Here is a 12,134-nt window from a genome sequence, read left to right as displayed (position 1 = left end):
CCCTCGGTCCGTCCCGCTCAGTGCTGGTTGAAGTCGGGCTGCTGCTGTTGCTGGTCGCGGTTCGGCTGGCCGCCCTGCTGGTTCCACACCGGGGTGGGCGGCGGGACCATCGCCAGGATCCGGTCGATCACCTGGGTCGGCTGGATGTTGTCGGCGACGGCATCGAAGCCGAGCACCAGCCGGTGCGACATCACATCCTTCGCGACGGCCTGCACATCGGTCGGCAGCACGTAGTCACGGCCGTGGATCAGCGCCAGCGCCCGGGAGGCGGCGACCAGGCCGAGGGTGGCACGCGGGGAGCAGCCGATCTGGATCACCGAGGTCAGATCGGGCATGTTGAACTCGGCCGGCGACCGGGTCGCCAGCACCAGCCGGACGATGTATTCGGCGACCAGGTTGTGCACGAACACCTCGGAGGCCTGCTGCTGCAGTCGCAGCACCAGGCTCGGGTCGAGCACCGGGCGCGCCTCGGGCGGGCTGACGCTCATCCGCCGCAGGATCTCGAACTCCTCGTTGCCACGCGGATAGGGCACGTCGACCTTGAGCAGGAAGCGGTCGCGCTGCGCCTCGGGCAGCGGATAGACACCCTCGGACTCGACCGGGTTCTGGGTGGCGATCACGATGAACGGCTTGGGCGCGTCATAGGTGTGGCCGGCGATCGAGACCTGCTTCTCCGCCATCAGCTCCAGCATCGCCGACTGCACCTTGGCCGGCGCCCGGTTGATCTCGTCGGCGAGCACGAAGTTCACGAACACCGGGCCCAGCTCGACCTCGAACTTCTCCTGGGTGGCCAGGTAGATCCGGGTACCGACGATGTCGGAGGGCACCAGGTCGGGGGTGAACTGGATGCGGGCGAAGTCGCCGCCGACGACCGTGGCGAAGGAGCGCACCGCCAGGGTCTTGGCCACCCCGGGTACGCCCTCGAGGAGCACGTGGCCCTTGGCCAGCAGGCCGACCATCAGCTGCTCGACCATGTGTTCCTGCCCGACGATGATCCGCTGCACCTGCCGGATCGCGTCGCCGAGCAGCCGTGCGGCGTCCTGGGTGTTCACCGACTGCTGGCCGGCGGGCTGATTGTTGGCGGGCTGACCACTGGCCGAGGGCTGGCTGGTCGGACTGGTCACTCAATCTCTCCTGTACTCACCGGATTGGCGTCGCTCTCGCGGGCTCGCCCCAGCGTACCCACACCCCCGGCACACCCAGTGAAATCCGGTACCGCACCAGGGCACTGGCACAATGGGGGCGGTGCCGGCCCCCGGTGCCGAGACCGTCGCGGCCAGGGTGTCGCGAATCGATCCCGAGCCGAAGCAGGATGGATGCCGAACACCGACCACGAGTCCCAGCCCGGAGCCGGCTGGTCCGGGCTGGAGGTCACTCCGGTGCTGCCGGAGGATCCGGCCAAGGTCGGCGACTTCTGGCTGGACGGGCGGCTGCACTGGCGGCCCTCGGGCACGGCCTGGTTGGCGCACGGGGACGGTGTCCAGCACCTGACCCGGGGCACGGTGACCGATGCCGACCAGGCGGCGGTGCTGATCCAGCTGCACGCCGGCGCGGCCGGGGACAAGAACGCCCGGGACCGGTTCTCCGGGATGGTCAACGCGCTGCACATCGATGACGTGCTGGCCCGCGGCGGCCACGAGCAGGACGAGGGTCGGCTGGGCCGGCGCTTCCGCTCCGAGGACGACGACCCGGTCGACCCCGACGACAGTCATCCGATCGCCCCCTGGGCCGCGCTGGCGCTCACCGGTGAGCCGGCCAACGACCGCCGGATCTCCGAGGTCGCGCGCGGCATCCTGGCCGAGGTGGATCTGATCGATCTGGCCCCGATGGGCCGCCCCAGCGGACCGGACTACCGGCTGCCGTGGGTGGACCGGTTCGCCCCCGGCCACAACCGGGTCTGGCCGCTGCCCTGGCCGGGCCGGTTCACCCGGGCCGGCTTCCTGAGCATCCTGGCGTCCTGGGCGCTGATGATGGTGCTGGCGACGATCGCGGTGCTGATCGCGATCTGGCTGTTCCACGATTCCGCCCCGCAGTCCCCGCAGTCGCAGACCGGCCAGTCCGGCACCGGCCAGCCGCAGAGCCCCCAGTCCGGTACCGGCTCCCCCGGCTCGCCGCCGCCGACCCCGCCGCCGGGGAGCGCGACCCCGACGCCCTCGCCGACCGATGCGCCGGGCAACGGCTCCCAGTCCCCGAGCCAGTCGCCGACCCAGAGCGGCAGCGCCACCCCGGGCCCGGAGGGCCCGACGACCACCGGTACCGCCAGCCCGGGCGGCACCCCGACTCCCCCGTCGCGGCTGTGAGCCGGCCGCGCCTGGTGGCCACCGACCTCGACGGCACCTTCCTCTCCCCCGACGGCACGGTGAGCGCGGAGAACGCCGCGGCGGTGGCGGACGCGCTCGAGGCCGGCTTGCTGGTGGTCTTCGCCACCGGCCGGCCGCCGCGCTGGTTGCAGGTGATCGCCGACCTGCCGGTGGGGCATCCGATCGTGGTGGCCAGCAATGGTGCCCTGCTGTGGGATCTCGGTGACAACCGGGCCCTGCGTACCCATGCCATCGAGGTGGACGTCGCCTGCCGGGTGATCGCCGACCTGCGCGCCGAACTGCCCGAGGCGAGTTTCGGGGTGGAGCGCGGGCTGCAGTTCGGCAGCGAGCCCGGTTACCGGATCGGCTGGCAGCCGGCCTCCGAACTGGCCGAGGACCCCCGGTTCTTCATCGGCCCGATCGAACAGCTGCTCGATCAGCCGCCGGTGAAGCTGCTGGTCCAGCACCCGAACCTGGGCTCCGAGGCACTGGCGGCGCGCGCCGCCACCGTGGTCGGTGAGAGCGTGACACTGACCTGGAGCAGTTTCGCCGAGCTGCCCGGGTTGATCGAGGTGAGCGCGCCCGGGGTCACCAAGGCACACACGCTGGCCGAGTACGCCGCCTCGCTCGGTATCGAGGCCGCCGACGTCGCCGCCTTCGGTGACATGCCGAACGATCGCGCGATGCTCGAATGGGCCGGTCAGCCCCATGTGATGGCGAATGGGCACGAATCCCTGCGCGACCTCGGCGCCACGGTCATCGGAAGCAACGCGGAGTCCGCCGTCGGGCGTACTATCCGCACGTGGCTGTAACCCGACGCCTGCTGCGCTGGCTCGCGCTCGCCGTGCTCCCGGTGCTCGGGGCCTGCTACTCCGCGGTCAACCTGGCGCCGCCCGCACCGCCCGGAGTGGCCCCGCCGTCGCTGTGGCCGTGGCGACCCTGGACCCAGGATCTGCAGGTCTATCTGTTCGCCGCGAACGACCTGCTCGCCGGGGTCGACTTCTACACCCACGTCGTCACCTTCCCCTATCTCTATCCACCGATCGCCGCCCTCCTGGCGATCCCGCTCACCCTGCTGCCGTGGAGCGTCGCGCAGTTCGTCTGGACCGCACTGAACGGGGTGCTCACCCTGGCGGTGCTGCGCCGGCTCGGGATGCCGGGCTGGTCGGCGAGCGTGGCCGCGGCGGCGGTGCTGCTGCTCACCGATCCGTTCATGGCGACGCTGCGGCTGGGTCAGCTCGGCATCCTGCTGATGGCGATGGTGGTCCTCGATCTGCTCGGCCCGACCGGTGGGCGGCGACGGATCCTGCCCGGTGGTGTCCTGATCGGGTTGGCCGCCGGGTTGAAACTCACCCCCGGGGTGTTCATCGTCCATCTCTTCCTGATCGGGCGCCGTCGCGACGGCCTGGTCGCCGCCGGCACCTTCCTCGGCACCGTGCTGCTCGGCATCGCGGTCGCCCCGCGGCCGGCACTGGGCTACTGGGCGCGGCTCGCTGGTGGTGACTCCGGTGCCAACCCGGACGCGTTCGGCTGGATCGGCAACATCTCGGTGACCTCGGCGACCCAGCGCTTCCTCGGCGTCGAGCAGGGCGGCCGGATCGGGCTGCTGCTGGCCGGCGCACTGGTGCTGCTGGCGCTGGCGGCCGCCTGGCGCTGCCACCGGACCGGGCGTCCGGTGCTCGCCCTGGGGGTGCTCGGGCTGGCGTCCAGCCTGGCCAACCCGATCGCCTGGAGCCACCACCTGACCTGGGTGCTGCCGCTCGGGTACGCCGCCTGGCGCGCCACCGGCCGGGTACGCCGGCCGCTGCCGCAGTGGCAGCGGGTGCTGACCCTGGTGGTGGTGCTGTGGTGCCTGATCAATCCGCAGCAGCTGCTCGGCGGGGCGCCGTGGGCGCGTCGGGAGATCTTCGAATACTCGATCGCCCAGAAGTGGTTCGCCGCCGGACCCGATGTCGCGGCCGCACTGCTGGCGGTGGCGCTGCTGTTCGTACCGGGCGGGCGTACGCCGCAGCGGCAGCGCCCCGGGGACGACGACCCCGACGAGGACACCGAACCGACCCCGGACGCAGCACCGGCCACGGAGGCGGTCGAGGAGGAGCCGAGCGGATCCACGCGGGTCCCGGTGACCGCCGGTGACGGCGCGCGACGCGATATCGGCCAAGGCCCGTGGCGAGGCCGACGATCGCGGCCGAAACGGATATTGTCGTGATGCTGCCGCTGTGCGGCACGGATGAGGGCTGGCTGGGCCAGGACTCGGCGTACCAGTGATGGACGATGGACGACGACCGGTGCCCTGCGAGGGGCGCCGCATGAAGGGCACTGCATGAAGACGGTCAAGCAGGCGGCGCTGTGGATCATCTACGCGCTCCCCCCGCTGTTCGCCGGGCTCTACGCCGGCGCGACCGAGATCGCGGACGGTTCGTTCACCCCGTGGCGGCCGAACATGATCGACTGGGACGTCTACGTGCGGACCGCCGGCCGGGTGCTCGCCGGTCAGGACTTCTACAGCATCTCCGGTGACTGGCTGCCGTTCATCTATCCGCCGTTCGCGGCCCTGCTCGGCGTACCGTTCGCGCTGCTGGACAAGGCCGGCGGCCAGATCGTCTGGCTGATCCTGAACGTGCTCATGGTGATGGCGATCTGCTATCGGCTGCGGTTCTCCGGCTGGCAGCTGTCGCTGGTGGCGACCGCGTCGATGTGGCTGATGTCGCCGCTGCGGGTCACCCTCGGCTTCGGACAGGTGAACATCCTGCTGATGGCGCTGGTCGTCTACGACCTGATGCCCGGGCCTCGGGTGCTGCGCCGCCGCTTCCTGCCCGAGGGCTGGCTGACCGGGATCGCCACCGCGATCAAGCTCACCCCGGCGATCTTCGCGGTCTATCTGTTCCTCTCCGGCAAGGTCCGCGCGGCGATCGTGACGTTCCTGTCCTTCGTCGCCGCGACCGTGATCGGGTTCGTCGTGCTGCCGGGCCAGTCGATGGTCTTCTGGGGCCGGCTGATCAACGGCGACTCCGGGCTGAACACCGGGATGAAGTACTACACGAACCAGTCGATCATCGGGAACTACGTCCGCTTCACCGAGGTGAACCCGGACAAGATCCCGTTCGGCGGCCTGGTGCTGGCGGCGCTGGTCTGCGTGATCGGGGTGGCCGCGGCGGTGCTCTGGCATCGCAACGGGTACGCCGGGCTGGCGGTCTGCATCACCGGTTACACCGCGCTGCTCGCCTCCCCGATCTCCTGGAGCCACCATTTCGTCTGGGTGCTGCCCCTGACGATCGTGCTGCTGGTGGACAAGGGGCTGCCGGAGTTCCTGCGCTTCTACGGCCTGGGTTATGCGATCTGGGTGATGTACGCCCCGTTCATGCAGTTCAAGGACGGCGAGGACGAGTTCAAGTACACCCTCGGCCAGAAGCTGATCGACGCCGGTTCGATGATCTTCGGCATCGGCTTCTTCCTGCTGGCCATCGGGATGGCGATCTGGGTACGCCGCCGCAACGGCCTGCCCTGGCTGCCGCTCACCCTGCGCGAACGCGAGATCGGCGCACCCGCGGCCGTCGCGGTCGGTGCCGGGGCCGGTTCCGGTGGTGCGACCGCTGTCGGCAGCCCGGTACGCGATTCCGCCGAACCCCACCACGACGAGAAGTGACCGCCCACCGCCGTCTGGCGAGCGCCCGCGTCGGCTGAGCGAGCGCCAGCGAGTCGAAGCCACGCGGGCTAGGATGACCGCCGCAGGCGCCGATAGCTCAGCCGGTCAGAGCAAGGGACTCATAATCCCTGGGTCGTGGGTTCAAGCCCCACTCGGCGCACCACCGACACCGCAGGCGGACTCACCCCACCCGCCACAGCTCCCGTCCGGAATCCCCGGTGACGATCACGAACTGTTCCCCGTCGGCGGCACCGGCGGCACCGATCACCCGGCCGGGTGGCCCGTCACCGCTCACCCCGACCCGGCGGGCCCGGCCGCCGGCGGTGGTCAGCACCATCGGCTCGCTCCCCCGGACCAGCACGTATGCCGTCGCCTCCCGGTCCACCGGCAGCTCGGCCAGCTCGACCCGCTGCACCGGCCCGGGCCAGACCTGCCACAGCGCGGCCCGGCCCTCGGCCACGCCGGCGACCCAGCAGCGTCCGGCACCGCAGGCCGCCGAGTCGGCCCGGCCCTCGGGGGCGGGCAGCTCGACCCGGCGTACCGGCCGGTCCGCGCCCTCCCACAACCAGACCACCGGCTGGCGCAGCAACTCACGATCCAACGCCAACTGCTCGCCGGCGATCACCGTGAGGTCCCCCGCGGCGGTGGCACCGTGCGCCTCGTACTGCCGGGTCGAGGTCGAGGCCAACTCGGTACCGGCCGACTCCCGGCGCGCGTACCGGGCGCCGTCCGGGTCGCCCAGCCACAGCGCCACATCCATCCCGACCGCCCCGGCCCAGCTGCCGACCACCACCGGCCCGCGGGGGGTGGCGACCTGGGCGACCATGGTGCCCGACTCGTGCCCACCGAAGACCCAGAACACCTGCTCGTGCTCGATCAGCGGATCCCCTCGCCCGTTGGCGACCCAGACGGTCCAGCGCGGATTGCCATGCGCACCGCCGCGTGCGACACCCAGCGCGTACGCCCGGTCGGCCGCCCCGACCGCGACCAGCGACGCCAGCTGTCCATAGGGCGTGGACGGCACCACCGTCCGCGGCGACACCCGGCCCTCGATCCGCACCGCATAGGCCGGTTTCGTGTCCTCGCCGGTGCCGGTGTGCCCGCCGATCAGCAGGGCGCCGGCGGGCGCCGCGGTCACCGAATCGGGTTCGAACTCCAACCGGATCCGGTCCCAGCCCTGGCCGTCTCCACCGCCACCGGCACCGCAGCCGGCGAGCACCAGCGCCGCGATGATCGCGGGAATCGGTGCCCGAACGCGGTCCATGTCACCTCGGGTAGTGCACCTGCCCCGGCTGCGCGGGCCCGAGCAGTTCGCTGACGGTGACCAGGGTGTAGCCACGCTCCTTCAGGCCGCGCACCATCGCCGGTGCGGCATCGACGGTGGTCGAGTGCAGGTCGTGCATCAGCACCACCGAGTTCGGTCCGGCCTCGTTGATCACCCGGTTCGCGATCAGGTTCGGATCACGATCGCGCCAGTCCCAGGTGTCGTAGCTCCAGTTGACGATCGCCATCCGGTTCTCGGCCGCAATCCGTTCCACGGTTGGATTGTGGGCACCGTAGGGCGGCCGCAGATATCCGGGCCGGACCCCGGTGACCGACTCGATGCGGCGCTGGTTGTCACCGATCTCGTAGCGAATCTCACTCTCGGATTTCGTCCGCAGATCCGGATGGTTCACGGTGTGGCTGCCGATCTCCATGCCCAGGTCACGCATCCGGCGCATCGTCGCTGGCCGGGCGCTGACGTTGTAGCCGACGGTGAAGAAGGTCGCCTTCACACCCTCCCGGGACAGCGTGTCCAGCAGCCGGTCGGTGTAGGGGCTGGGTCCGTCGTCGAAGGTGAGCGCGATGCATTTCTGCACCCGGCAGTCGACACCGGTGATGAACCCGCGGTCGCTGCGCCAGGTGATCCGGCCGCCGGTGAAGTCCTGGTCGCAGATCCGGACACCGTTGTCGGTGCGGCAGGATTCGTTGCTGCGTGGGTATCCGAAGCGTCCGTTCTCCCAGCCGTTCTCGGCCCAGAAGCCGGCGATCGCGCCCTTCACGGCGTACGCCCCGGAGGCCGGCGACCAGTAGATCGAGCCGCCGGTGAAGCGCTGCGCGCAGCCGCCGTCGCGCAACCCGCAGAACTCGTCCTCGGTGGCGTACCCCAGCGATGAGGTCTCCCAGCCGATCGCCGAATAGCCCTGCCAGATGGCGCCGAAGATCCGATGGGTGCCCGCGGCCGGGGAGTAGTAGATGGCGCCGTTCTGGTAGCGCTGCCCGCAGCCGCCGTCGCGCAACCCGCAGAACTCGCCGCTGGTCGGATAGCCCGACATCCCGCCTTCCCAACCGTGGAAGCTCCAGATGTCGCGGATCGCACCGCGCACGTCGTACGCCCCAGTCGCCGGCGACCAGTAGATCGAGCCGCGCTGGTAGTGCTGCCCGCAGCCACCGTCGCGCAACCCGCAGAACTCATCGGTGGTCGGATAGCCGTAGAATCCGGTCTCCCAGCCGAAGGTCCCCCAGCGCTGCTGGATCGAGCCGCGCACGAACGCGGCGCCGCTGGCCGGTGACCAATAGATCATGCCGCGCTGGAATCGCTGCGCGCAGCCTCCCTCGCGCAGACCGCAGAACTCCGGTTCGAGCGGTTCACCGACGATGCTGCGGACCTGGTTCCATTTCTGGGCGATGGCACCGATCACCGGCGGCGCGGCGCTTGCCCGCGGCGCGAACGGCAGCAGCAGGCCTGCGATCAGGGCCAGCGTCACCAGCAGGCGGGCGGCGAGGGTGGATGGTCGGCGCATGGGCTCCCCCGGGGTTCTCGGTCGCAAGCAGGCTATCCGTACCGGGGCCAGCGCACCACCGATTCGCACCCGCCGCGCCCTGCGGCCCGGGTCAGCGGCCCAGCAGTTCGGCCAGGCCGGCCAGCCAGTCGGCGACCCCCTCGGGGCCGCGCCGGACCACGTCGGCGCGTTCGGCCAGCGCCTGCTGCTCATCGGAGGTGGAGGCGACGGTGACCCCCGCGATTCCCTCCCTGCGCAGGGATTCCACGGCCTCGAACGCCGGGATGTCACCCAGGTCGTCACCGGCGTACCCGACCGCGCGGGCGTGTTTCTCCGCGACCAGCGCGCGCAGCGCCATCCCCTTGTCCTGACCCGGGCTGCGCACCTCGAGCACGTTCCGGCCCGGTTCGAGATGGAGGCCGAGCTCGGTGGCCCGCCGGGTCAGCGGCTCGGCGATCATCGCCAGGGCGGCCGCGGGGTCGGCGGCGCGGCGGGTGTGCACGGCGACCGCACGGCCCTTGTCCTCGATGAACACATCCGGCAATCCCAACCCGGACAGCATTTCCGGCAGTTCCGCGGCGAGCTGGCGGACTTCCTCGGGATCCGGCGGTTCGCTGAACTCCCCGGTCTCGGCATCCCAGCGCTCCACCCCGTACTGGCCGAGCAGCACCAGCCGTTCCAGGCCCTCGACCCGATCCAACCCACCGAGCCGGACCGCGGTGCGCGCCGGACGGCCGGTGACCACCGCCAGCGGCAGCACCCCGCCCAGCCGCGACAGCGCGGCGATCGCCGCGGGCAGGGCGTACGCCTGCTCCGGGTCCGGGACGATCGGGGCCAGCACCCCATCGAAGTCGAGCGCCAACAGGCAGTGCGAGGGATCGGCGACCATGGCCGCGACGGCCCGGGCCCCCTCGGACGTGCCACCCAGTTCGTTGATCCGTGCGGTGTCTGGCATGGGGCCAGCCTTCCAGATCGAGCCGGCACCCGTCTGCCGGGCCCGGATCGGGGGTATCTAGAATGACCCCCGTACCCGAGGAGGCACACAGCCGATGGCGCGCAACCGAAAAGAGACCGAGCAGACCGATACCGCGAGCTTCGTGGTGGTGGCGAACCGGTTGCCGGTGGATCGGGTGGTCCACGACGACGGCTCGGTGGACTGGCGCACCTCCCCCGGCGGCCTGGTGACCGCCCTGGAGCCGGTGATGCGGGCCCACGACGGTGCCTGGGTCGGCTGGCACGGGGCGCCCGATGAGACCCTGGAACCCTTCACCGACGGCGGCCTGCACCTGGTCCCGGTCGAGCTGTCCGCGACCGAGGTGCAGGAATACTACGAGGGCTTCTCCAACGGCACCCTGTGGCCGCTCTACCACGACGTGGTCGCCTTCCCCGAATACCACCGCGAGTGGTGGGACGCCTATGTCGCGGTGAACCGGCGCTTCGCCGAGCGGGCCGCCGCCGTCGCCGACCAGGATGCGACCGTCTGGGTGCAGGACTACCAGCTGCAGCTGGTGCCGCAGATGCTGCGCGAGTTGCGCCCGGACCTGCGGATCGGCTTCTTCCTGCACATTCCGTTCCCGCCCACCGAACTGTTCCTGCAGCTGCCGTGGCGCCGGCAGCTCGTCGCCGGGCTGCTCGGCGCAGATCTGATCGGCTTCCAGCTCCCCGGCGGGGCGCAGAACTTCCTGCGGCTGGTACGCCACCTGCTGCGGCTGGAGACCAAGGGCGATGCGATCCGGTTGCCCGACGGCCGGGTCGCGCGCGCCAAGGCGTACCCGATCTCGATCGACGCCAGGGCCTTCGAAGCGCTGGCCGCCGAACCGGAGGTGGAGGCGCGGGCCAAGCAGATCCGTGAGGATCTCGGTCAGCCGCGCACCATGTTCCTGGGGGTGGACCGGCTCGACTACACCAAGGGGATCAAGCAGCGGATCCGGGCCTTCGGCGAGCTGGTCGCGGAGGGGACGCTCGATCCCGAGGAGGTGGTGTTCGTCCAGGTCGCCACCCCGTCCCGGGAGCGGGTCGAGGAATACAAGCTGCTGCGCGACGAGATCGATCGGCTGGTCGGCAAGATCAACGGCAACCTGGGCCGGATCGGGATGCCGGCGATCACCTATCTGCACACCTCCTATCCGCGGACCGAGATGGCGGCGCTCTATTCGGCGGCCGACATCATGGTGGTGACCCCGCTGCGGGACGGGATGAATCTGGTCGCCAAGGAGTTCGTCGCCTGCCGCCGCGATGGGGAGGGTGCGCTGGTGCTCAGCGAGTTCGCCGGCGCGGCCAAGGAGCTGAAGCAGGCGTTCCTGGTGAACCCCTATGACATCAACGGGTTGAAGAGCGCGATGACCGAGGCGGCCTCGGCCTCACCGGCCGATCTGCGGCGCCGGATGAAGGCGATGCGCAAGCAGGTCTTCGAGCACGACATCGACCATTGGGCCAACCGTTTCATGAAGGATCTCACCGAGGAGTGATCCGCGGGTACGTCGGCTGAGCGAGCACCAGCGAGGAGTGACCACACGCCTGTTCCGGAGGGCGGTACAGGGCGCCGCCGGGTGGCGTGCTTGCTCCTACGATCGTTTCAGACGAGGAGCAAGGAGGCCCGATGACCGATCAATCGACGCAGCAGCGCACCGAGCAGTACCAGCAGCTCGCAGCGGATCTGCTGCAGGCGTACCAGACCAAGCAGCCGATCCCGCCGCTCCGCGAACAGCTCCCCGGGATGACCGTCGAGGATGCGTACGCGATCCAGCAGATCCAGGAGAAGCAGCTCGCCGACGCCGGTGGCCGGCTGATCGGCCGCAAGATCGGCCTCACCTCGCTGGCCATGCAGCAGGCGCTCGGGGTGGACTCCCCCGACTTCGGCTTCATGTTCGACGACGACCGGTTCATCGGCCACGAGAACGCCCACTTCGACTCGAAGAACTTCATCCAGCCCAAGGTCGAACCCGAGTTCGCGTTCGTGCTGCGCAAGGATCTCCAGGGGCCGGGGGTGACCCTGGCCGATGCGGTCGATGCCATCGACACCGTGCACATGGCGATCGAGATCATCGACTCCCGGGTCGCCGACTGGAACATCAAGCTCGTCGACACCGTCGCCGACAACGCCTCCTACGGTGCGATCGCCTGGTCGGAGGAAGCGCTGCGGCTCGACAAGGACGACCTGCCGATCGTGCAGTGCACGATCAGCGTCGACGGTGAGGCCAGGGGCTCCGGCACCGGGGCCGATGTGATGGGTCACCCCGCGGCACCGCTGCAGTGGCTCGCGAACACCCTCGGTGAGCACGGCGTCGGGCTGAGCGCCGGCCAGGTGATCCTGCCCGGCAGCTTCTGCGCCGCGGTCGCGGTGCAGGCCGGCAACAGCGTCACCGCCGACTACGGCCAGCTCGGCTCCTTCACCATCAACTTCGACTGACCAACCGACGAACGAAA

At 70.5% G+C, this 12,134-nt stretch carries 10 protein-coding genes and 1 tRNA gene; 7 read left to right on the top strand and 4 right to left on the bottom strand.

Annotated features, from left to right (window positions below; translation table 11 throughout):
• Positions 1 to 17: 17 nt before the first annotated feature.
• A complete protein-coding gene (locus C8D81_RS01385; RefSeq protein ID WP_094424719.1) occupies positions 18 to 1,124 on the bottom strand; it encodes an AAA family ATPase in 1,107 nt (368 codons plus the stop codon).
• 192 nt (positions 1,125 to 1,316) lie between these two features.
• Between C8D81_RS01385 and C8D81_RS01380 the strand changes: the two genes are divergently transcribed.
• The 5 genes from C8D81_RS01380 (at position 1,317) to C8D81_RS01360 (ending at position 6,109) form a co-directional block, all read left to right on the top strand.
• On the top strand, positions 1,317 to 2,300 hold the full coding sequence (locus C8D81_RS01380; protein ID WP_094424717.1) for a hypothetical protein: 984 nt from the start codon (positions 1,317 to 1,319) through the stop codon (positions 2,298 to 2,300).
• Positions 2,297 to 3,112, top strand: a complete 816-nt coding sequence (locus tag C8D81_RS01375; RefSeq protein WP_094407205.1) for an HAD family hydrolase — start codon at positions 2,297 to 2,299, stop codon at positions 3,110 to 3,112. Before C8D81_RS01380 ends, C8D81_RS01375 begins: the two co-directional genes overlap by 4 nt.
• A complete protein-coding gene (locus C8D81_RS01370; RefSeq protein ID WP_166646627.1) occupies positions 3,103 to 4,509 on the top strand; it encodes a glycosyltransferase family 87 protein in 1,407 nt (468 codons plus the stop codon). Before C8D81_RS01375 ends, C8D81_RS01370 begins: the two co-directional genes overlap by 10 nt.
• Before the next feature lie 114 nt (positions 4,510 to 4,623).
• Positions 4,624 to 5,946 (top strand): glycosyltransferase family 87 protein, encoded by a 1,323-nt coding sequence (locus C8D81_RS01365; protein WP_166646626.1) that lies wholly within the window; start codon positions 4,624 to 4,626, stop codon positions 5,944 to 5,946.
• A gap of 86 nt (positions 5,947 to 6,032) precedes the next feature.
• Positions 6,033 to 6,109, top strand: a tRNA-Ile gene (locus C8D81_RS01360).
• 18 nt (positions 6,110 to 6,127) lie between these two features.
• Here C8D81_RS01360 and C8D81_RS01355 read toward each other — a convergent pair.
• The 3 genes from C8D81_RS01355 to otsB all read right to left on the bottom strand — a co-directional run bounded on the left by C8D81_RS01355 (position 6,128) and on the right by otsB (position 9,663).
• Complete coding sequence (locus C8D81_RS01355) at positions 6,128 to 7,210, bottom strand: hypothetical protein (protein ID WP_133625415.1); 1,083 nt, start codon at positions 7,208 to 7,210, stop codon at positions 6,128 to 6,130.
• Position 7,211: 1 nt separating this feature from the next.
• Positions 7,212 to 8,729, bottom strand: a complete 1,518-nt coding sequence (locus C8D81_RS01350; protein ID WP_166646625.1) for a polysaccharide deacetylase family protein — start codon at positions 8,727 to 8,729, stop codon at positions 7,212 to 7,214.
• A 91-nt stretch (positions 8,730 to 8,820) separates the two neighbouring features.
• Positions 8,821 to 9,663, bottom strand: coding sequence for a trehalose-phosphatase (otsB, locus tag C8D81_RS01345; RefSeq protein ID WP_094429347.1), 843 nt, complete (start codon positions 9,661 to 9,663; stop codon positions 8,821 to 8,823).
• A gap of 94 nt (positions 9,664 to 9,757) precedes the next feature.
• Between otsB and C8D81_RS01340 the strand changes: the two genes are divergently transcribed.
• Both C8D81_RS01340 and C8D81_RS01335 read left to right on the top strand, forming a co-directional pair.
• Positions 9,758 to 11,176: an alpha,alpha-trehalose-phosphate synthase (UDP-forming) gene (locus C8D81_RS01340; RefSeq protein ID WP_133625413.1), complete on the top strand. Its 1,419-nt coding sequence runs from the start codon at positions 9,758 to 9,760 to the stop codon at positions 11,174 to 11,176.
• 131 nt (positions 11,177 to 11,307) lie between these two features.
• Positions 11,308 to 12,117, top strand: a complete 810-nt coding sequence (locus C8D81_RS01335; protein WP_094360459.1) for a 2-keto-4-pentenoate hydratase — start codon at positions 11,308 to 11,310, stop codon at positions 12,115 to 12,117.
• The last annotated feature ends 17 nt before the right edge of the window (positions 12,118 to 12,134 follow it).

Origin of the sequence: Enemella evansiae, assembly GCF_004362375.1 — a bacterium.
In the GTDB taxonomy this organism is placed as follows: Bacteria; Actinomycetota; Actinomycetes; order Propionibacteriales; family Propionibacteriaceae; genus Enemella; species Enemella evansiae.
This window is presented reverse-complemented; position numbering and strand designations above follow the sequence as displayed.